Source organism: Streptomyces sp. NPDC002730, assembly GCF_042888805.1.
GTDB lineage: Bacteria > Actinomycetota > Actinomycetes > Streptomycetales > Streptomycetaceae > Streptomyces.
In genome coordinates, this window is record NZ_JBIAQG010000002.1 from 406,400 (window position 1) to 427,099 (window position 20,700).

Here is a 20,700-nt window from a genome sequence, read left to right on the forward strand (position 1 = left end):
GCGCCGTGCGGCGGAGTCGATCAGGGCGCGTCCGACGTGGACGGTCTCCTGGGGACTGGTGGTAGCAGCGGCTGAAACACGTCGTGGTCAGGCGCGGACGTCGCGCTGCTGCACTTCCTTGAGGACCGTGGCCACGGTGGCGAAGTCGTTGTCGACGTGGAGCACGGTGTGACCGTGATGGACCGCGGTCGCACACACCAGGAGGTCGATGGCTCCTGCGGCCCGGTGCTGGCCCCGCTGTGTGAGCTTGTACTGGGCGGTGTCGACCCAGCGCCAGGCGTTCTTCGAGACCGGCGAGAGCTGGCACAGCGCATCCAGTTCCCCGGCCAACTCGTCGCGGTGAGACGGGCTGGTGGCCGAGTACAGGAACTCGGTGCGCGTGGGCTCGCAGATACGGAACACCCCGGCGGCGATGTGCCCCTCCCAGGGGCGCAGTGCCCCAGGGGTACGGAACAGGTGCCACAACGCAGAGGTGTCAACGAGATACGTGATCACTCAAAGGCCGCCCGCCGCGCGCGCTTGGCAGCGTCGTACGCCGCTGCGGCCTCCTCGAACTCGCCGCGCTCGCCCCGCTCAGCCAACTTCTCCGCGGCCTCAAGCCTCCGGATGCGGGCCACATAATCCCGCAGAGCCGCGTTGACGGTCTCCTTCTTCGTCGTCACGCCCATCAGGCGCATCGCCTCGGCCAGCGCCTCGTCGTCAAGGTCGATCTGGGTAACAGACATGCTCACCACCCCACCCGAGAGTCCACGATGTACATATTCAAGGTACATCACCAACATTCACTATCGGAGCCCCGAGAGGAGCGGCGACACGAAGCCGAATCAGCGAGCCCACCCAAGACCCAAGTCCTGATTCTCGACGCACGCGACGGCATCTACCTTGATCACTTTTTAGGGCACATGAGACTCATCGAGCATCAGCCCCATTTCGGACACGCCGCATCCACTGCGTGTCCACTGGATCTTGTTCCGGGGAAAGAGATGGCCCCTCACGAGATTCGCGAGGGGCCTCACTACTGCGTTTGAGCAGGTCAGATCGTTTCTCCACGCGTAGCGCGCAGTGGGGCGGGTGGGACTCGAACCCACGGCCGACGGATTATGAGTCCTTTGGGGATCTTGGCGGCCCTTGTCGATCTACGCCGATCTACGACGTTTTGCAGGTCAGACGGGGCAAGCCGTGTCTGCGCTACTTCGTCTTCGTCGGTCTGTTCCTGTCCTTGTGTCCTGACCGCGTCCTGACCGCGTCCTGACCGCGTCCCAGACGGACGGCCCCGACGAGTGCGAGCGCGATCGCCCCAGCTCGGCAAAGGGTCTCGAACTCGCCCGCAGCGGATTTCCTTTCCAACGTGAGCGTTCGCGCTCTGCCGGCGCGCGGACGACGACAAGCACATCTGCCGCAGCGTATGACGCTGCCCCTCTGCCGATCTCGGTGACACTGCTGGCCGCCGCGATCCTGATCCCACGCTTCTTCCCGGCCGTCTCGCCGCGGCGGATCGTGCGGCTCGGGATCCTCGCGTTGCTCGCGTTGCTCGCGGGCGCGGTGGCCCTGATGGCCGCGCTCGACGCAGACGTCGGCGCGGAAATCGCCACCATCCCCCTCCTGTTGATCGGGCCCGGCATGCGCGCGCTGGCGTCCCAGCTCGGGTCGGTCAGCGTGTCCGCAGTGCCGGAAGAAACAGAGCGCACATGGCCAGGCCAGCCAGCCCCACGCCGACGCCCCTCGCTCACGTGGCGCCCTGGAACAGGGCGAAACCGGCGAGAGACTACGCCCGTGATCAGATGGATCCAGCCCCATCCGGTGAGATTGAACTCAAACACGTAGTTGCGGGTGGCGACGCTCGGGACGCCCTTTACTGCCGGGCACCGGAACGGTGGCGGCCGATGTAGAGCTGGACGTGCCCTGGTGTGGCCCTTACGCTCTGCGCAACATGCCGCTCCCCACGATGCAGGGCCCGGGCAGCCCAGTGCCGACCGGTGACGTGGCCATTGACGGGGAACGTCACCAGATATTGCGGAGGGCTTTTCCGATGGTGCGGCCGGCTTCCTTGAGCGATGCGCGCGTGCGTGCAGTGAGCGAGGCGCTGAGCCCGTACGCGTGGCGGAGGCTCACCCCCGAAATGGTCAGCCGTCGCGCGCTCGCCGCGATCAATGGACACGGAGCGGCCGACGCGGCGCCGGTGGCCCGCCACGACGAGCGGATCGGGGTACTCGTCGAGTTTCTTACCGGCTGCCGGTGGCGCTCGCTGACGGCCGACGCCGTGAGCCGCCAGCTGGTGACCGCCCTGGACACGTGGCGTCACGAGAGCCAATGGCTTGAGATCGAGTTGCGCTGGCTGCTGGACGGAGACGGCTGAGCCACGCGCAATGCCGTGATGCAGCGAGCTCGGGCCGCTGCCTCACATCTCGGGCGGGTCCGGGGGATCGAGCCTGCGGCGCGCGGGGCTCTCGGGTACGGGTGTGCCCTCGCGCAGGTCGCGGGTGGTGGCTGCGGCCTTCTCGTACCAGCGGCCGTACCGCTCGGCGAGGGCCACGGCCGAGACGCCGTGCAGGAGGACGCTGAGGCCGACGGTGATCGCGACCACCCTGCCCAGCAGTTCCACCCCGGGGACGTTCTCCTCCACCACGAGCAGCGCCAGCACGACGGACGCGAGACCGCGCGGCCCGAACCACCCGATATACGCCACCGTGGGGGGCCGCAGCCTGCTCCCGGCGAGCGAGAGGGCCACCGGCAGCATCCTGACGACGGTAAGACTGAGCACCGCGTACAGGATGACCCGCCAGCTCAGGTGCTCCAGCGCAGGGCCGAGCAGCACCGCCCCGAAGACCAGCAGGCTGATCGACGCGAGGAGTCCTCCGAGATTCTCGGCGAACTCGGCCGTGCGGTCCGGGTCTTCCTGCTTGTGGCCGGTCCGGTGACGGCGCAGGACGAACCCGAAGGCGAATCCGGCGACCCAGGCGGCGATGAAGCCGCTGCCGTCCGTCACGACGGCGAGTTCGTACGACGCTGCCGCGACAGCCAGCGGGTAGACCTGCCGCCACTCCCCCGTGGCCCATTCCCTTGCCCGGGACCACTGCAGCAGCCGACCGCCGAGTCCACCGACCAGGAGGCCCAGCACGGTACTCAGCACGAGTGCGCGCCAGAAGACACCCGCCACGCCCTCTTCCGCATACTGCGTGCCCGGGATGGCTGCCAGGAACAGGACGAAGAACGGCAGCACCATGCCGTCGTTCAGGCCGCTTTCGGCATTCAGGCCGTGACGTACGAGCGCCGGGACGCGGGGACTGGAGATGGCGGTCTTTTCGAGGGCGGCGTCGGTGGGGACGAGGATGGCGCCGACGAGTGCGAGCTCCCACACCGTCAACCCCGGGAGCAAGGGCCAGGCAAGCAGCCAGCCAGCCCCGAGACTCAGCGGCAGTCCGATGCCCAGCAGGCGGCCCGGCAGAAAGCCGCCGGTCACCAGGTCCCGTCTGCGGACCGCCATGGCATCGGTGAACAGCACGAGCGTCAGGGTGGCTTCGAGAAGCGCGATGATCGGTGCGGCGTCGTGCTCCAGGTCGACGATGTCCAGCACAGCCGGCCCGAGGAGGATCCCGGAGCCGACGAACACGATCGCCGACGACAGCGGCGTCGAGGACAGCCGACGCGAGCCCAATGCGTACGCGGCAGCGACGCCCGCCACCGCCACACCGGTCCAGGCGCCACTGCTCATGTTCTCGCCCTCCGGATCCACCCACCGGACGCTCCCGGCAGATTGTCGACTTCTGCGCCGCTGCGGCAGCCCCGCTGATTCCGCATGAACGCGCCGGTGGCCTCCTTCTACAGGTCGGCGCAGGGCTGCCCGCTGACGTCGACGAGGACACGCCGGGGTGCGCCGCCAAGGCAGTGGAACAGCGGGGCGTAGTCGCTCCAGACTGGCCAGCGGCTGGGGCTGCTGATGGACGAAGGCACCGGCTGAGCAGCCCCGGCCGGACGGACGGTTACTGGCGGGCCATGTGCATGCGCATCTCGCTCGGGGCGTCGACGATCAGGTCACCGGACAGGTCGACGGTGACGGTGTGCAGGGTGCCGGTGAACCGGAACGGTGCCGGATAGTCGGGGGTGACGGCCGATCCCGGGTTGGCGCCGCAGGCCATACCGCCCGGGTTGAAGATGACCGGGGTGGTGAGTGGCATGTCGGTCTCGCCGACCAGGCGGCCGTCGATGTACAGCTGGGCCCGGCCGGGTGTGCCCTTGCCATGGGCGATGTCCGGCGCGCCAGTGGGCTCGAACTCGAAGCGCAGCGCGTGCCGTCCCTCGGGGACGGTTTCGCTCGAGGCCACGTGGTGCAGGGTCCGCTGGACGTAGTTGTGGGCGTAGTGGAGGTGCCCGTCCTTGACATAGAAGGTCCAGCCGCCGGCGTTGGTGCCCTGACAGAGCAGGACGCCCTCCGCGCCGCCGGGCGGGATGTCGACGTCGGCGGTGACGCTGTGCGGGCGGTTGAGGACCCGTGGGGCCACCGCGGCCGGCAGGACCTGAGTGCCGGGACGGAAGGTGTAGCTGCTCCGGGCCTGGGTGATCTGCGGGCGCTCGATCATCACGCGCTCAAAGGCGCTGCCGTCGATCGGCAGCACGTTGTACTTGCCGGCCTCCACGTACCACAGGGCGATCATCTCGATCAGTTTGCTGCGGTGCTCTTCGGCGAGGTTTCTGGTTTCGGCGACGTCCGCGTCGACGTGGTACAGCTCCCAGTGGTGGGCGTCGATGTCGTCGAGGTCCGCCATGGTGATCGGGGCGCCGAACGGCCGCTCGGCCTCGGCGAAGGAGGGGCCGGGCCAGGGGCAGACCGCCCGCCATCCGTTGTGGTCGATCGCCCGGTGTCCGAATATCTCGTAGTACTGCGTGCGGTGGCGACTCGCCGCGGTGGGATCGTCGAAGGTGTGGGCGAAGCTGACCCCGTGCAGTGGCGACTGGGTGACGCCTCGGATGGTCGCGGGCGGTTCGATGCCGAGCACGTCGAGGACGGTGGGGAGCATGTCGATGGCGTGCGCGAACTGGTTGCGGATCTCGCCGCGGGCCCGGATGCCGGCCGGCCAGTGGACGAGGAAGGGGTCGCTGACGCCGCCGCGGTAGGTCTCCCGCTTCCAGCGCCGGAAGGGGGTGTTGCCCGCCCACGTCCAGCCCCAGGGGTAGTGGTTGAACGTCTCCGGGCCGCCGAGCTCGTCGATCCTGGCCAGACTCTCCTCCAGCGGCTCGGGCGCGTTGTTGAAGAACTGCAGCTCGTTGGTGGTGCCAGTCACCCCGCCCTCGGCGCTCGCCCCGTTGTCGGAGATCACCATGATCAGTGTGTTGTCGAACTCGCCGGTCTCCTTAAGGAAGTCCAGCAGCCGCCCGATGTGGTGGTCCGTGTGGCTGAGGAACCCGGCGTAGACCTCCATCATCCGCGCGGCCAGCCGCCGCGCGTCCGCAGACAGCGACTCCCAGGCGGGCACGTCCGGATCGTGCTGGGACAACCGCGCGTCCGCCGGCACCACGCCGAGTTGCTTCTGCCGGTCGAAGGTGTGCTCGCGGTAGGCGTCCCAGCCGTCGTCGAACCGCCCCCGGTAACGGTCCGCCCACTCTTTCGGCACATGGTGCGGGGCATGCGTCGCACCGGGGCACAAGTGCAGGTAGAACGGCTTGTCCGGGGCGACCTGCTTGGCGTCGGCGATGAACGACATCGCCCGCTCGACCAGGTCCTCCGTCAGGTGGTAGCCCTCCTCCGGCGTCGCCGGCGGCTCGACCTGGTGGTTGTCGTACACCAGGTCCGGATACCACTGGCTGGAATCGCCGCCCAGGAACCCGTAGAACCGCTCGAAGCCCCGCCCCAGCGGCCACCGGTCGTAGGGCCCCGCGGCCGACTCCTGCTCCGAGGGCATCAGGTGCCACTTGCCGACCATGTACGTGTTGTAGCCGTGCTGCAGCAGCATCTCCGACAGGAACCCGTTCTCGGACGGGATCTGCCCGTTGTAGCCGGGATAGCCAGTGGCCAGCTCGGTGATCGCCGCCATGCCGTTGGCGTGGTGGTTGCGGCCCGTCACGATGCACGAGCGCGACGGCGAGCACAGCGCGGTGGTGTGCATGTTGCTGTACAGCAGCCCGCCCGCGGCCAACGCATCAAAGTTCGGCGTCTCGATCGGGCTCCCGTAGCAGCCGAACTGCCCGTACCCGGTGTCGTCCAACACGATCAGCAGCACGTTCGGTGCACCCGGCACCGCCCGCACCGGCTGCGGCCACGCCGGGGTTGACTCATCCGTCGTCCGCCCCACCACTCCCGGGAACCCCTGCCCCGGCCTGTACTCACTCCACGATGTCTGCGACATTCCGGCCTCCGTCCCACCAGCCGGCACGAGAACCGGTGATGTTTGTGCATGCGGCTGCCACAACAGAGCCCTGTCGCCGACACGGGATCCCTATCGGATGGCCGAACAGGACACCCTGTCGTCGGCCGTCGGCTGGGGCGCGACCCGGGCACTTCCACGCTAGGCCGACAGCATCACCACGGCGACCGGGGCGCGGAAATACCGGTCCTCGCTGCGAGCGAGCAGGGGACCACGGCGCACCTGGGCACAGCGGCGGGCACCGCCCTTCGTGCGGTTCGCTGCCCAGGATGCAGGAGTAGAACAGCACACCGCCGGGGCCGGTCATGGTGAGAAGGTTGCCAGGCCACGTCCAGGACGGCGTTCCAGCCGGGGGCGGGCTCGGCCCAGCCTTCGAGTTCGTCGGACTTCGCCCAGCCGGTGGTCGCCAGGCCGTAAAGGTGGGGGTCGGGACCGAGGCCACCGCCCGGCGTGAACGTGGTGAACACGGCCTGTGCCCGGATGAACCCCGGCGACCGCATGCAGGCGGCCGACCGGAGCGCAGACCCCTCGCGGACACGTGCCAAGTTACCGAGGGCCCCACGCTGTCCCCACATCACGGCTCCGTCGTCGCACGGTCGTCTGCCGCGGCTCGCGCCAGCCGGAAGGTGATCCACAACCTCAGTCGTCCGCGGCATCAATCACATCCACCACGAGGTGGACGGTACGCCCAGCAGGCCGATGTGCTCGGACCCCTCGTTGACACTTTCCGGTACCCGCGTCCTGCCAGCGTCCCGAATTCACAGTGCCGACCGTCAGGCCAGCCACCTGCGGTGGCTCGCACCAACGCCGGGTCGATACATCCGCGCAGGTCAGCGAATTGCCAACCGGCACAGACCCCTCCGGGACCGAACTCGCGAGCAGCGGATTCAGTCCGCTGAGCCGGAGTTGACGCTCCAACACCTCGTGAGAAACGTTTCCGCAGGTCAGAGCATGCTTCAAGTGGGGCGGGTGGGACTCGAACCCACGGCCGACGGATTATGAGTCCGCTGCTCTAACCGGCTGAGCTACCGCCCCTAACGGCGCGTCGCGCACATATGTGCGCGCCGTCTGCCGCAGCATAGCCGCTCATACGATCTCCTGCCTCGGATGGTCGGCAACGCACAATCATGAGGACTGTGCTGCCCGCTGCCCGGTTCCAGAAGACATCGAAGAGTCGTGCAGGACACACGAAAAAGGACCCCCAAGGGGTCCTCTTCCGGTATCTGCTCCCCCGGCTGGACTCGAACCAGCAACCCTCCGGTTAACAGCCGAATGCTCTGCCAATTGAGCTACAGGGGATCGCGCTCCCCCGACTGGACTCGAACCAGTAACCTGCCGGTTAACAGCCGGCTGCTCTGCCAATTGAGCTACAGGGGATTGCTGCATGTGCACCGAACGTACCCACCTCAGGGCGTCCCGGGGGGCGTGTGCTCGCTGCGACACATACATTAGCGCAAGCAGGGGGGTGTTCCGCCAATCGGTATGCCCGGGGTGATCTCGGGCCGCGCCGGGTAGGCGGGCAGCACCGACGCAAGGGAAGGGTGGCAGCCATGCGGTACAAGCTGACGTTCGTCATCGGACTGGCAATCGGCTACGTGCTCGGCACTCGGGCCGGCCACGAGCGCTACGAGCAGCTCAAGAAGTCCGCGCGCCAGTTCGCCCAGAACCCCGCTGTGCGCAATGCCGCCGAGTCCGCTGCGCACAGCAGCCGCGAGGTGGCGGGCAAGGCCTTCCACACCGTGAGCGAAAAGGTCGGGGAACGGGTACCCGACTCGGTTGCGGAGCGGGTGCGGTCCCTGCGGGAGCGGACCGCGGCCGGTGAGGACGACTGGGGAACGAGCAACACGTGACGGGATACCTCCACGGGTGCGGCAGAATCTTCTGACATGGGGATAGTCGCCGGGCTGGACAGTTCGTCTGCATTCACGCGCATCGTCGTCTGTGACGCGGACACGGGCGCCGTGCTGCGCCAGGGGTACGCACCGCACCCCGTCGAGGCGAAGGCCACCGAGATAGATCCGCAGGCCTGGCTGCTGTCGCTCGGTGAGGCCGCGACCGGCGGGCTGCTGGAAGGCGTACAGGCCATCGGGGTGTCCGCGCAGCAGCACGGACTGGTGGCGCTGGACCGCCAGGGCAATCTCGTACGGCCCGCGCTGCTCGGCAACGACAAGCGGGCGCAGGTCGCGGCGGCGGATCTGATCGATGCGCTGGGCGGGCGGCAGGCCTGGGCCGAGGCTGTCGGCTCGGTGCCGCAGGCCGCTCAGCCGGTGGCGAAGCTGCGCTGGATGGCGCGCTCCGAGCCGGAGCTCGCGCAGCGGGTCGCGATGGTGATGCAGCCGCACGACTGGCTGGTGTGGCAGCTGCTCGGCCGACCGGCCCGCAGGACCACGGACCGCGGCGGCGCCTCCGGCACCGGGTACTGGTCCGCGGGCAGCGGGTCCTACCGGCCCGATCTGGTGGAGCTCGCGCTCGGGCACCAGTGCGCGCTGCCCGAGGTGCTCGGCCCGGCCGAGGCGGCGGGGACGACGCCCGAGGGGCTGCTGATCTCCGCCGGGACCGGCGAGACGATGGCGGCGGCGTTCGGGCTCGGCGTCGGGGCCGGCGACGCGGTGGTGTCGCTGGGGGCTTCGGGTTCCGTGATGGCCGTGCACCATGAGGCGCTGGCCGATCCGAGCGGGATGATTACGTCGTTCGCCGATGCGACCGGGATGCATCTGCCGGTCGTGCACACGCTCAATGCCGTACGGGCGCTGCGCGGAACGGCCGAGCTGCTGGGTCTGGAGGGCCTCGACGAGCTCTCCGCGCATGCGTTGAAGTCGACGCCGGGATCGTCGGGGCTTGTGCTGCTGCCGTATCTGGAGGGCGAGCGGACTCCGCAACTGCCGCACACCGCGGGGACGCTGAGCGGGCTGCGGCGCGAGTCGATGAAGCCCGAGCATCTGGCGCGGGCCGCGTTCGAGGGCATGCTCTGCTCGCTCGCGGACGCGATGGACGTACTGCGCCGGCGCGGGGTCGACGTGCGCAGGGTCTTTCTGCTGGGTGCGGCCGCCGGGCTGCCCGCCGTACAGGCCTCGGCGCCCGCGATCTTCGGGGCACAGGTCGTCGTACCGCAGCCCGCCGACTATGCGGCGGTGGGCGCGGCCCGGCAGGCCGCCTGGTCGCTCGGCGTCTCGCAGGGGACGCTGTCGCCGGCCGCTCCGCCGGCCTGGCAGGGCGCGGCCGCGCAGGTCTTCGAGCCCGGTGAGGATCTGGCGGTGGGTCAGGCGGTGCGCCAGCAGTACGGTGCGACGCGGGATCAGATTCATCCGGGGGCGTTCAACCCGACTTCTTGACCCCGCCTTGGGTTAATGGCTTGAGATTCCAGGGGTGGAGTGTCGGAAGATGGGGTGACCCCCCGATCTTGCCGACCTCGAGAGACTGCGTGTGCTAATACGACTACTGCGGACGCACCTGCGTCCGTACAAGAAACCCATCGCCCTGCTCGTGACTCTCCAGCTGCTGCAGACCAGCGCCACCCTCTATCTGCCCACCCTGAACGCGGACATCATTGACAACGGTGTCGTGAAGGGGGACACGGGTTACATCCTGGAGCTCGGCGCGCTCATGATCGCCGTCAGCGTCGTCCAGGTGTTCTGCAATATGGGAGCCGTCTTCTACGGCGCACGGACCGCGGCCTCGCTCGGGCGGGACGTCCGCGCGGCCGTCTTCGACCGGGTGCAGAGCTTCTCCGCGCGGGAGGTCGGGCAGTTCGGTGCGCCGTCGCTGATCACGCGTACGACCAATGACGTCCAGCAGGTACAGATGCTGGTCCTGATGGCGTTCACGCTGATGGTGTCGGCGCCGATCATGTGCGTCGGCGGCATCATCATGGCGCTCGGCCAGGACGTGCCGTTGTCGGCGGTGCTGCTGGCCGTGGTGCCGTTGCTGGGCATCGCGGTGTCGCTGATCGTCAAGAAGATGCGGCCACTGTTCCGCACCATGCAGGAGCGCCTGGACACCGTGAACCGGGTGCTGCGGGAGCAGATCACCGGCAACCGCGTCATCCGCGCCTTCGTACGGGACGAGTACGAGAAGGAGCGCTTCCGCGAGGCCAACAACGAGCTCACGGACGTGTCGCTGTCCACCGGCCGGCTGATGGCGCTGATGTTCCCGACCGTCATGACGGTGGTGAATGTGTCGTCCATCGCTGTCGTCTGGTTCGGTGCGCACCGGATCGACAGCGGCGCCATACAGATCGGCGCGCTGACCGCGTTCCTCGCGTATCTGATGCAGATCGTGATGGCCGTGATGATGGCCACCTTCATGTTCATGATGGTGCCGCGCGCCGAGGTCTGTGCCGAGCGGATCGAGGAGGTTCTGGGCACGGATTCGAGCGTGGTCCCGCCGACCGAGCCGGTACGGCAGCTGCGCAGGCACGGGCATCTGGAGATACGGAACGTCGAGTTCCGCTACCCGGGGGCCGAGGAGTCGGTGCTACGGAGCGTCGAACTGGTGGCGCGGCCGGGCGAGACGACCGCGATCATCGGGTCGACGGGCAGTGGCAAGTCGACGCTGCTCGGGCTCATACCGCGGCTGTTCGATGTGACGGGCGGCGAGGTGCTCGTCGACGGCGTGGATGTGCGCGAACTCGATCCGGCGCTGATGGCGAAGACGGTGGGGCTCGTGCCCCAGAAGCCGTATCTCTTCTCCGGGACCGTGGCCACCAATCTGCGGTACGGCAAGCCCGGCGCGAGCGACGAAGAGCTGTGGCAGGCGCTCGAGGTGGCGCAGGCCGCCGACTTCGTACGGGAGCTGGAAGCCGGGCTGAACGCGCCGATCGCGCAGGGCGGGACCAATGTCTCCGGCGGCCAGCGCCAGCGGCTTGCGATCGCCAGGACGCTGGTGCAGCGGCCCGAGATCTATCTCTTCGACGACTCCTTCTCGGCGCTGGACTACGCCACGGACGCGGCGCTGCGCCGGGCGCTGGCGCTCGAGACCGCGGAGTCGACCGTGGTGATCGTCGCCCAGCGGGTGTCCACCATCCGTGACGCCGACCGGATCGTGGTTCTGGACGAGGGGCAGGTCGTGGGGACGGGAAGCCATCACGAGCTGATGGAGAGCAACGAGACCTACCGCGAGATCGTGCTCTCGCAGCTGACGGAGGCTGAGGCCGCATGAGCGGGCCGGGCGGACGCATGATGATGGGCCCCACCGAGCGGTCCATGGACTTCAAGGGCTCGGGCAAGCGGCTGCTGCGGCAGCTCGCGCCGGAGCGGGCCACGCTGTGGACGATGCTCGGCGCGTGTGTGCTGAGCGTCGCACTCTCGGTGGTCGGGCCGAAGATATTGGGGCAGGCGACGGACCTGGTCTTCGCGGGGGTCGTCGGCCGTGGGATGCCGGCCGGGACCAGCAAGGATCAGGCGATCGAGAGCCTGCGGGACAAGGGCAGCGGCGGACTGGCCGACATGCTCTCCGGGGTGGACTTCACGCCCGGCAACGGCATCGACTTCGACGCCGTGGGCAAGGTGCTGCTGATCGCGCTGGCGGTGTACGTGGCCGCCGGGCTGCTGATGCTGGTGTCGACGCGGATGTCGATCCGGGTGATCAACCGGACGATGTACCGGATGCGCGCGGACGTACAGGCGAAGCTGTCGCGGCTGCCGCTGTCGTATTTCGACCGGGCCAAGCGCGGCGAGGTGCTCAGCCGGGCGACGAACGACATGGACAACATCTCGCAGACCATGCAGCAGACCATGGGACAGCTGATCAACTCGCTGCTGACCATTCTGGGCGTGCTGGCGATGATGTTCTGGATCTCGCCGCTGCTGGCGCTGGTCGCGCTGGTGACGGTGCCGGTGTCGGTCTTTGTGGCGACGAAGGTCGGCAAGCGTTCGCAGCCGCAGTTCGTGCAGCAGTGGAAGTCCACGGGCAAGCTCAACGCCCATATCGAGGAGATGTACACCGGCCATGCGCTGGTGAAGATCTTCGGACGGCAGGACGAGTCGGCGCAGGCCTTCGCCGAGCAGAACGAGGCGCTGTACGAGGCCGGTTTCAAGGCCCAGTTCAACAGCGGCATCATGCAGCCGCTGATGTTCTTCGTCTCCAACCTCAACTATGTGCTGGTGGCGGTCGTCGGCGGGCTGCGGGTCGCGTCCGGGTCGCTGTCGATCGGCGATGTGCAGGCGTTCATCCAGTACTCGCGCCAGTTCTCGATGCCGCTGACGCAGGTCGCGTCGATGGCGAATCTGGTGCAGTCGGGCGTCGCCTCGGCCGAGCGGATCTTCGAGCTGCTGGACGCGGAGGAGCAGGAGCCGGACTCCTCCTCGGTCGAGCGGCCGGAGCAGCTGCGCGGTCAGGTGTCGCTGGAGAAGGTGGCCTTCCGGTACGAGCCGGAGAAGCCGCTGATCGAGGATCTGTCGCTGAGCGTCGAGCCCGGTCACACGGTCGCGATCGTCGGACCGACCGGCGCGGGCAAGACCACGCTGGTGAATCTGCTGATGCGGTTCTACGAGGTGACGGGCGGCCGGATCAGTCTGGACGGCGTGGACGTGGCGAAGATGTCGCGCGAGGAACTGCGGTCCGGGATAGGCATGGTGCTCCAGGACACCTGGCTGTTCGGCGGCACCATCGCGGAGAACATCGCCTACGGAGCCTCCCGCGAGGTGACCCGGGAGGAGATCGAGGAGGCGGCGCGGGCCGCCCACGCGGACCGGTTCGTACGGACCCTGCCCGACGGCTACGACACGGTGATCGACGACGAGGGCTCGGGCGTGAGCGCGGGCGAGAAGCAGCTGATCACCATCGCGCGGGCGTTCCTCTCCGACCCGGTGATCCTGGTGCTCGACGAGGCGACCAGCTCGGTCGACACCCGTACCGAGGTGCTCATCCAGAAGGCGATGGCGCGCCTGGCCCACGGCCGTACGAGCTTTGTCATCGCGCACCGGCTCTCCACCATCCGGGACGCGGATGTGATCCTGGTGATGGAGAACGGCGCGATCGTCGAACAGGGCACGCATGACGAGCTGTTGGCGGCGGACGGTGCGTATGCGCGGCTGTACGCGGCCCAGTTCGCGCAGGCGGTCGTGGAGGTGGAGTGAGCGGCTCCGCCCCAGACCCGTACGGCCTTCGGCCGTGTCCGCAAACGCCGAACGGGCTTGGATTTCCAGCCTCGGCGGCGAAACTCAGCCCCTGCGGCGTTTGAGGAGCGGGGCTTGGGGAGGAGCCCCAACAGGAGCCTCGCCGGCGACTGAGGCGCAGGGTCCCCACTAGTCCGGACAGCCGCTAGTCCAGATAGCCGCGGAGCTGGTCGGCGAAGGCGTGGTCGCGCAGCTTGTTGAGGGTCTTGGATTCGATCTGGCGGATACGTTCGCGTGTCACGCCGAAGATCCGGCCGATCTCTTCGAGCGTGCGCGGCCGGCCGTCGGCCAGTCCGTACCGCAGCTGGACGACTTTCCGCTCGCGCTCGCCGAGGGTGGAGAGGACAGCCTCGAGGTGCTCGCGCAGCAGCAGGAAGGCGGCGGACTCCACGGGGGACGCGGCGTCGCCGTCCTCGATGAGATCGCCGAGTGCGACGTCGTCCTCCTCCCCCACCGGGGCGTGCAGGGAGACCGGCTCCTGGGCGAGCCGCAGCACCTCGCTGACCCGCTCGGAGGGCAGGTCGAGGTGGATGGCGACCTCTTCGGGAGTGGGTTCGTAGCCGCGCTCCTGGAGCATCCGGCGCTGGACCCGTACGACCCGGTTGATCAGCTCGACGACATGGACCGGCACCCGGATGGTGCGTGCCTGGTCCGCGAGGGCCCGGGACATGGCCTGACGGATCCACCAGGTCGCGTAGGTCGAGAACTTGTAGCCGCGGGCGTAGTCGAACTTCTCGACTGCCCTGATCAGGCCCAGGTTTCCCTCCTGGACGAGATCGAGCATGGTCAGTCCGCGGCCGACATAGCGCTTGGCGACGGAGACGACGAGCCGGAGGTTGGCCTCGATCAGCCGGCGCTTGGCCATCCGGCCCATGACGACCAACTTGTCCAGGTCGATGGCGAGTTGGGAGTCCAGGTCGGGAGTGCTGACGAGCTTCTCCTCGGCGAACAGGCCTGCCTCGACGCGACGCGCGAGATCGACCTCCTCGACGGCCGTGAGCAGGGGAATCCTGCCGATCTCCCGCAGATACTGCCGGAAGAGATCGGACGAGGGCCCACCGCTGTCCGCCCGGCTGCGGGCCCGCGACTCGGGAGGTTCGGGCACTTCCACCGGATCCTCGACAACGGTCTCCGGGACCGCTTCTGGTACCGCCTCGGGGTGATGTACGGCCCGGCTCTGCGCGGGGACCTGCGCGGAGACGGCCGCGACAGAGTCGGTCTCGGTCAGGGTCTGGGTCTGCACGGGGGCGACCTCCAGGGTGATCGCTGCCGGTTCGGGGGCGTGCGGCAGCGGGACGGAGGCGGCCGGGCCACTTTCCGTCCCGTACACGATGAGCGGATCCGCGGGGGTCAGGGGCCCACTGTGGGTGGACCGGCCGCGCTCCGAGGACTCAGGCACCGCACCCCAGTGTGGGGTACGACACATCGCTGCCACGAGGGGCGTGCGGTGACTTTTTGAGTCCCGTGCGTGACCGGGTGGTTACCGAAGGGGGATCCGCGGGGGCCGGAGATGCGCTGGAGATGGGCTGGAGATGGGCTAGAGAGCGTCCGCGCCCTGGTTGCGGAGGGACTGGGCGTACTGCTGGAGCACCCAGAGTTCGTTCGCCACGGCCGTGTGGTGCTCCGGGTCGGCGTTCGGGCCGAGGCGCGCGAGGGTGCCCTGGACGTCGCCGATGCGGCGGTCGACCGCGCGCAGGCGGACCTGGACCAACTGGGTGCCGGCGTAGGTCTCGTCGACCGTCCTGGCGTGGATGGCTTCCACGGCGAGCTCGGTGACTATGGCGCGCACCGTGTCGTTCGGTGCGGCGTCGCGGACCCGGGCGAGGTAGTCGGGGCTGTCCTGGGTGCCCTGTTCGGCGCCGCCCGCCTCCGCGATGGTCTGGCGGACCGCGGCGTACGGCGGGGCGGTGAACTCGTCGACGCCGTACGCGTCGAAGGCCGGGGAGACCAGGCCCGGGTGCTGGAGCGCGAGCTTGAGCAGCTCGCGTTCGGTGCGGTGGGCGGGGCTGCGCAGGTTGAGGGCGGGGCCCGCCGGGGTCCGCGGGGCGCCCTGCTGCTCGTACGACTGCGGGGCGCGGGACGGCGTCACCGGGCCGCGGCCGCCGCGGTCGCGGGCCCAGCGCGCGAGCTGGGCAACGCGCTTGACGACGAACTGGGTGTCGAGGATGCCCAGGATGCCGGCGAGTTGCACCGCCGACTCGTGCTGGATGGCGATGTTCTTGATGCCGGCGACGATCGGCGCGGACTCGTCCAGCGCGGCGGCCCGGCCCGCGGGCGTCTCGAGGTTGTGGCGCATCACGCTGTGGCGGATCGCGAACTCGAAGAGCGGCGTGCGGGTTTCGACCAGCTTCTGCACCGCGTCGTCGCCCTCCGCGAGGCGCAGCTCGCAGGGGTCCATACCGCCCGGCGTGATCGCGATGGAGGTCTCCGCGGCGAACTTCTGGTCGTCCTCGAAGGCTCGCAGCGCGGCCTTCTGGCCTGCCGCGTCGCCGTCGAAGGTGAAGATGACCTCGGCGGTGGCGTTGTCCATCAGCAGCCGGCGAAGGATCTTGATGTGGTCGCCGCCGAAGGCCGTGCCACAGGTCGCGATGGCGGTGGTGACGCCGGCGAGATGGCAGGCCATGACGTCGGTGTAGCCCTCGACGACCACGGCCCTGCTGGTCTTGGCGATCTCCTTCTTGGCGAGATCGATGCCGTACAGCATCTGGGACTTCTTGTAGATGCCCGTCTCAGGCGTGTTGAGGTACTTCGGGCCGTTGTCGCTCTCGTACAGCTTGCGCGCGCCGAAGCCGACGACATCGCCGGAGATGTCGCGGATCGGCCACATCAGCCGGCCGCGGAAGCGGTCGATGGGGCCGCGGCGGCCGTCCTGGGAGAGGCCGGAGAGGATCAGCTCCTTGTCGCTGAAGCCCTTGCCGCGCAGAAAGCGGGTGAGGTGATCCCAGCCCTGCGGGCTGTAGCCGACGCTGAAGTGCTGGGCCGCGGCCTGGTCGAAGCCACGCTCGGCGAGGAACTTGCGGCCGGTCTCGGCCTCGGAGCCGGTCTCCAGCTGCTCGATGTAGAACTGCGCCGCGATCTTGTGCGCCTCCACCAGGCGGATGCGCTCGCCGCGCTGATGAGTGGGGTTGTACCCGCCCTCCTCGTAGCGCAGGGTGATGCCCGCCGTCGCGGCGAGGCGCTCGACCGTCTCCGAGAAGGAGAGATGGTCGATCTTCATCACGAAGGCGATCGTGTCGCCGCCCTCCTGGCAGCCGAAGCAGTGGAAGAGACCCTTGCTCGGGCTGACCTGGAAGGAGGGGGACTTCTCGTCGTGGAAGGGGCAGAGCCCCTTGAGGTTTCCGCCGCCGGCATTGCGCAGCTGGAGGTACTCGGAAACGACGGCGTCGATCGGGACCGCGTCCCGTACCGCCTTCACGTCGTCATCGTTGATCCTGCCTGCCACGCGTGAAGTCTACGGTGGCGCTGTGACACTCCCGTCAGCTGTTGAGGGAAGTGAGCGGTACGGACGGGTCGCCGAGGGCCTCGGGGTCCACGGGTGTTCCGCTGCGGATCAGCTGCTGGATGGGGTCGGTGACGTCCCACACATTGACGTTCATCCCGGCAAGCACCCTGCGGTCCTTCAGCCAGAAGGCGATGAACTCCCGCTTTCCGACGTCGCCGCGGAGAACAACCTGGTCGTAGGAGCCGGGCGGCGCCCAGCCGGAGTACTCCAGGCCCAGGTCGTACTGGTCGGAGAAGAAGTACGGGATGCGGTCGTACGAGACGTCCTGGCCGAGCATCGCGCGGGCGGCGGCGGGGCCGCCGTTGAGGGCGTTCGCCCAGTGCTCCACGCGCAGCCGGGCGTCGAGGAGTGGATGGTGGGCGGCCGCGACGTCGCCCGCGGCATAGATGTCGGGGTCGGAGGTGCGCAGGCCCGCGTCGACGGCGATACCGCCGCCGTGGCCCCGGTCGGCGAGCGCGAGGCCGGCGCTTTCGGCGAGTGCGGCGCGGGGGGCGGCGCCGATCGCGGCGAGGACGTCGTGGGCCGGGTGTTCCTCGCCGTCGTCGGTACGGACAGCGAGCACCATGCCGTCCTGCCCGGTGATCTCGGTCAGGCGGGCGCCGAAGTGGAAGCGGACACCGTGCTCACGGTGCAGCTCGGTGAAGACCTGGCCCAGCTCGGGGCCGATGACCTGGTGCAGCGGGGTGGCCTCCGGTTCGACGACGGTGACCTCGGCGCCGTAGCCGCGGGCGGCCGCCGCGACCTCCAGACCGATCCAGCCCGCACCCGCGATGACCAGCTTGCCGTTGTCGCGGCCCAGGGCCGTGAGCACCTGGCGCAGCCGGTCGGCGTGGGCGAGGCGGCGCAGATGGTGGACGCCGGCCAGGTCGGTGCCGGGGATGTCGAGCCGGCGCGGCTCGGCGCCGGTGGCGAGCAGGAGTTTGTCGTAGTGGAGGACGGTGCCCTCGCCCATCCGTACGGACTTGGCGTCGCGGTCGATGGCGACGACGGTCTGGCCGAGGTGCAGCTCGACGTCGGCCTGCGCGTACCAGGCGGGTTCATGGACGAAGACGCTGTCGCGCTCCTCCTTGCCCGACAGATAGCCCTTGGACAGGGGCGGGCGTTCATAGGGGTGGTCGCGCTCGTCACCGATGAGGATCACTCGTCCGGTGAACCCTTCGGCGCGGAGGGTCTCGGCGGCCTTGGCTCCGGCCAGTCCACCGCCGACGATGACGAATGTCCGATGTGCGTCGACCACTTGATGCCTCCTCTTTGCTTCTACGCCGTTCAGCCTTCAGCGAGCGTCCCGCACGGAGCGTGATGGCGGAAGAGGGAGTAGTCCCTGGGCGTGCCATCTCGGACGTGCCGGCCAGGCGCCGCCAAGGCGCTCCGGGCCGCTCAGCGGCGGGCCGTGAGCTGGGTGTGGAGCGTACGCGCGGATGCGTCCGTGAGAGACGCGAGCTGGTCGACGATCACCCGCTTGCGCGCCCGGTCGTCCGGCGCGGCGTCGAACAGGGCATGGAACTGCGGGTCGAGGCTCTCGGGGGCACGGGCCGTGAGCGCCTCGGCCAGCTCGGCCAGCACGATGCGCTGGTCGGCGCGGATGGCCTCCTGTTCGGCGCGCTGCATGACATAGCGGTCGGCGACGGCCTTGAGTACCGCGCATTCATTGCGGGTGGCGCGCGGGACGACCAGCTCGGCGGCGTACCGCGTGAGCCGCCCCGATCCGTACGCCTGACGTGTCGCGGCCTCGGCGGCGAGACAGAAACGGCCGATGAGCTGGCTCGTCGCGTCCTTCAGCCGGGCCTGCGCGACGGCCGAGCCGTCGTAGTGGTGCGGCCACCACTCCTGGCCGACGAGCCGGTCGAGGGCCTCGGCCAGCTCCTGCGGATCGGTGTCCTGAGGTACGTACCGTCCGATCGCCACCGCCCAGATGTCGCTCCGCTCCGGCTCGGCGAGGAGCAGATTGGGGTCGAGATGGCCGGCGTGCAGACCGTCCTCGAAATCGTGCACGGAGTACGCCACGTCGTCGGACCAGTCCATGACCTGGGCCTCGAAACATTTGCGGTACGCCGGCGCGCCCTGGCGGGCCCATTCGAAGACCGGCAGATCGTCCTCGTACACGCCGAATTTCACCGAGCCGGGATCGGTGGGGTGGCCGCCGCGCGGCCAGGGGTATTTGGTGGCGGCGTCCAGGGCTGCCCGGGTGAGGTTGAGGCCGACGCTGACAAGTTCGCCGCCCGCCGCGGCGGCGGATGATGTCACGGCCTCGCTGTGGACGAACCGCTTGGGCTCGATACGGGTCAGCAGCCGCAGCGACTGGGCGTTGCCCTCGAAGCCGCCGCAGTCCTTGGCGAAGTCGTTGAGCGCCTGCTCGCCGTTGTGCCCGAAGGGCGGATGGCCCATGTCGTGGGCCAGGCAGGCGGCCTCCACCAGATCGGGGTCGCAGCCGAGCGCCGCGCCCAGTTCCCGTCCGACCTGGGCGCATTCCAGGGAGTGGGTGAGCCGGGTGCGCGGGCTGGCGTCCCATGCCTGGTTGCGCGTGCCGGGGGTCACCACCTGGGTCTTGCCGGCGAGGCGGCGCAGCGCGGAGGAGTGCAGCACGCGCGCGCGGTCTCGCTGGAAGGCGGTGCGGCCCGGACGCTTGTCGGGCTCGGCGGCCCAGCGCGCGGTGGCAGCCTCGTCGTACACGTCGTGGCCGGCGGGGTCGTATGAGGTGGTGCTGGTGGTGCCTTCCATGCACCGAAGGTAACCGGAGCCGGTGACAGCCGGGTGGCTGCGGGCGGGCTACGCCGGAGTGAGTTCGCGCCGCTGAGGGGCGTACGCAGTGGTCACGGCCTCGTCGTAACGCTGCAGCAGCAGCCGGGCCAGGGCCGGGTGCGCACCGAGCGGGGCGGCGGCGATCCAGGGCGCGACGGCGGCGCTGCGGGTGGCGAAGAGGCCGGGGGAGGCGAAGTAGGAGGCGACGGCGATCCGGTGGCGGCCACGGGCGGTGAGCGCGCGCACGGCCGCCGGGACGGTGGGCGAGACGGCGGAGGCGTACGCGGGGACGACGGGCACGCCGCCGAGGCGCTCGCTGAGCTGGTCGGCGGTGCGGCGGGCGTCGGCGACCGAGTCCGGGTCACGGGATCCGGCGGCGGCCAGGACGACTCCGACGCTGCTGCTGGTGCCGTCCTCGGGGCGCCAGCCCGCGTCGGCGAGACGGGAGCAGAGCGCCTCGACGAGGAGGGGGTGCGGGCCGAGCGGGGCGGCTATGCGTATGTCCGCGCCGGGGACGGCCGCGGCGGCCTGCGGCAGATCGTGCTTGACGTGGTAGCCGCGGCTCAGCATCAGCGGTACGAGGACGGCCTTGGCTCCGCTCAGCCCGCCGCGCACCTCGCGCACGTCGCGGGTTTCGCCGGTTTCGCCGGTTTCGCCGCCGAGCGTGGCGAGCGTGGCGAGCGTGGCGGAGAGCAGCGGCTCGTTCAGCTCGATGTGGCCGAGGCGGACATCGAGCCCGGGACGCAGTTCGCGGACCCGGTCGAGGAGCGTGGTCACGGCGCGCAGGGCGCGCGGGTCGCGGCTGCCGTGGGCGACTGCGACGAGGGTGGGCTGCCGGTCGGTCGGGGGCATGGGCCTGCGGGTTCCGTTCAGTGTGACGTGGCTGAGCTGGGTGCCGAGCTGAGCCGTGATGCGCGTAAGAAGCTGCGCGGTGGTGTCGAGGGGCAGAGACTCACGAACGTGTGCCGACTCCGTCATGAACCGA

The 20,700-nt window shown here is 69.3% G+C and carries 14 protein-coding genes, 3 tRNA genes and 1 pseudogene; 6 read left to right on the forward strand and 12 right to left on the reverse strand.

Annotated features, from left to right (window positions below; translation table 11 throughout):
• Nucleotides 1-87 precede the first annotated feature (87 nt).
• Nucleotides 88-495: a PIN domain nuclease gene (locus ACFYXH_RS06775; RefSeq protein WP_389561061.1), complete on the reverse strand. Its 408-nt coding sequence runs from the start codon at nt 493-495 to the stop codon at nt 88-90.
• Complete coding sequence (locus ACFYXH_RS06780; RefSeq protein WP_175331083.1) at nt 492-725, reverse strand: type II toxin-antitoxin system VapB family antitoxin; 234 nt, start codon at nt 723-725, stop codon at nt 492-494. The genes ACFYXH_RS06775 and ACFYXH_RS06780 overlap by 4 nt, the downstream gene beginning before the upstream one ends.
• Nucleotides 726-1,410: 685 nt before the next feature.
• Here ACFYXH_RS06780 and ACFYXH_RS06785 point away from each other — a divergent pair.
• Together ACFYXH_RS06785 and ACFYXH_RS06790 are read left to right on the forward strand one after the other, a co-directional pair.
• Nucleotides 1,411-1,674, forward strand: a pseudogene (locus tag ACFYXH_RS06785) (MFS transporter); the annotation flags it as partial.
• Between the two features lie 388 nt (nt 1,675-2,062).
• Nucleotides 2,063-2,356, forward strand: a complete 294-nt coding sequence (locus tag ACFYXH_RS06790) for a hypothetical protein (protein WP_389561062.1) — start codon at nt 2,063-2,065, stop codon at nt 2,354-2,356.
• Nucleotides 2,357-2,398: 42 nt separating this feature from the next.
• On the opposite strand, the gene ACFYXH_RS06795 is transcribed toward ACFYXH_RS06790, so the two are convergent.
• The 5 genes from ACFYXH_RS06795 to ACFYXH_RS06815 form a co-directional block, all read right to left on the reverse strand.
• Nucleotides 2,399-3,712, reverse strand: coding sequence for a cation:proton antiporter (locus ACFYXH_RS06795; RefSeq protein WP_389561063.1), 1,314 nt, complete (start codon nt 3,710-3,712; stop codon nt 2,399-2,401).
• 268 nt (nt 3,713-3,980) lie between these two features.
• The gene (locus tag ACFYXH_RS06800; RefSeq protein WP_389561064.1) at nt 3,981-6,233 is read right to left on the reverse strand and encodes an arylsulfatase; all 2,253 of its coding nucleotides are present in this window, start codon (nt 6,231-6,233) and stop codon (nt 3,981-3,983) included.
• A 1,087-nt stretch (nt 6,234-7,320) separates the two neighbouring features.
• A tRNA-Ile gene (locus tag ACFYXH_RS06805) sits at nt 7,321-7,394 on the reverse strand.
• A gap of 191 nt (nt 7,395-7,585) precedes the next feature.
• A tRNA-Asn gene (locus tag ACFYXH_RS06810) sits at nt 7,586-7,658 on the reverse strand.
• A gap of 5 nt (nt 7,659-7,663) precedes the next feature.
• A tRNA-Asn gene (locus ACFYXH_RS06815) sits at nt 7,664-7,736 on the reverse strand.
• Between the two features lie 173 nt (nt 7,737-7,909).
• Between ACFYXH_RS06815 and ACFYXH_RS06820 the strand changes: the two genes are divergently transcribed.
• From ACFYXH_RS06820 to ACFYXH_RS06835, 4 genes are all read left to right on the forward strand, one after another.
• A complete protein-coding gene (locus ACFYXH_RS06820) occupies nt 7,910-8,209 on the forward strand; it encodes a YtxH domain-containing protein (RefSeq protein ID WP_389561065.1) in 300 nt (99 codons plus the stop codon).
• 36 nt (nt 8,210-8,245) lie between these two features.
• The gene (locus ACFYXH_RS06825) at nt 8,246-9,691 is read left to right on the forward strand and encodes an FGGY family carbohydrate kinase (RefSeq protein ID WP_389561066.1); all 1,446 of its coding nucleotides are present in this window, start codon (nt 8,246-8,248) and stop codon (nt 9,689-9,691) included.
• A 91-nt stretch (nt 9,692-9,782) separates the two neighbouring features.
• Nucleotides 9,783-11,516 (forward strand): ABC transporter ATP-binding protein, encoded by a 1,734-nt coding sequence (locus ACFYXH_RS06830; protein WP_389561067.1) that lies wholly within the window; start codon nt 9,783-9,785, stop codon nt 11,514-11,516.
• Nucleotides 11,513-13,435, forward strand: a complete 1,923-nt coding sequence (locus ACFYXH_RS06835) for an ABC transporter ATP-binding protein (RefSeq protein ID WP_389561068.1) — start codon at nt 11,513-11,515, stop codon at nt 13,433-13,435. Before ACFYXH_RS06830 ends, ACFYXH_RS06835 begins: the two co-directional genes overlap by 4 nt.
• A gap of 184 nt (nt 13,436-13,619) precedes the next feature.
• Here ACFYXH_RS06835 and ACFYXH_RS06840 read toward each other — a convergent pair whose 3' ends face one another.
• From ACFYXH_RS06840 to ACFYXH_RS06860, 5 genes are all read right to left on the reverse strand, one after another.
• Nucleotides 13,620-14,873, reverse strand: a complete 1,254-nt coding sequence (locus tag ACFYXH_RS06840; RefSeq protein ID WP_389561069.1) for an RNA polymerase sigma factor — start codon at nt 14,871-14,873, stop codon at nt 13,620-13,622.
• 138 nt (nt 14,874-15,011) lie between these two features.
• Nucleotides 15,012-16,916 (reverse strand): DNA primase, encoded by a 1,905-nt coding sequence (gene dnaG, locus ACFYXH_RS06845; RefSeq protein WP_389561070.1) that lies wholly within the window; start codon nt 16,914-16,916, stop codon nt 15,012-15,014.
• A 34-nt stretch (nt 16,917-16,950) separates the two neighbouring features.
• On the reverse strand, nt 16,951-18,213 hold the full coding sequence (locus tag ACFYXH_RS06850) for an NAD(P)/FAD-dependent oxidoreductase (protein WP_389561071.1): 1,263 nt from the start codon (nt 18,211-18,213) through the stop codon (nt 16,951-16,953).
• 140 nt (nt 18,214-18,353) lie between these two features.
• On the reverse strand, nt 18,354-19,694 hold the full coding sequence (locus ACFYXH_RS06855) for a deoxyguanosinetriphosphate triphosphohydrolase (protein WP_389561072.1): 1,341 nt from the start codon (nt 19,692-19,694) through the stop codon (nt 18,354-18,356).
• 48 nt (nt 19,695-19,742) lie between these two features.
• A complete protein-coding gene (locus ACFYXH_RS06860; protein WP_389561073.1) occupies nt 19,743-20,693 on the reverse strand; it encodes a sirohydrochlorin chelatase in 951 nt (316 codons plus the stop codon).
• Nucleotides 20,694-20,700: the final 7 nt, after the last annotated feature.

What these genes read in the sequence shown, in the direction of transcription:
- ACFYXH_RS06780 (WP_175331083.1), bottom strand. Translation starts at nt 725, where the DNA reads ATGTCTGTTACCCAGATCGACCTTGACGACGAGGCGCTGGCCGAGGCG.
- ACFYXH_RS06795 (WP_389561063.1), bottom strand. Translation starts at nt 3,712, where the DNA reads ATGAGCAGTGGCGCCTGGACCGGTGTGGCGGTGGCGGGCGTCGCTGCC.
- ACFYXH_RS06820 (WP_389561065.1), top strand. Translation starts at nt 7,910, where the DNA reads ATGCGGTACAAGCTGACGTTCGTCATCGGACTGGCAATCGGCTACGTG.
- ACFYXH_RS06825 (WP_389561066.1), top strand. Translation starts at nt 8,246, where the DNA reads ATGGGGATAGTCGCCGGGCTGGACAGTTCGTCTGCATTCACGCGCATC.
- ACFYXH_RS06835 (WP_389561068.1), top strand. Translation starts at nt 11,513, where the DNA reads ATGAGCGGGCCGGGCGGACGCATGATGATGGGCCCCACCGAGCGGTCC.
- ACFYXH_RS06855 (WP_389561072.1), bottom strand. Translation starts at nt 19,694, where the DNA reads ATGGAAGGCACCACCAGCACCACCTCATACGACCCCGCCGGCCACGAC.
- ACFYXH_RS06860 (WP_389561073.1), bottom strand. Translation starts at nt 20,693, where the DNA reads ATGACGGAGTCGGCACACGTTCGTGAGTCTCTGCCCCTCGACACCACC.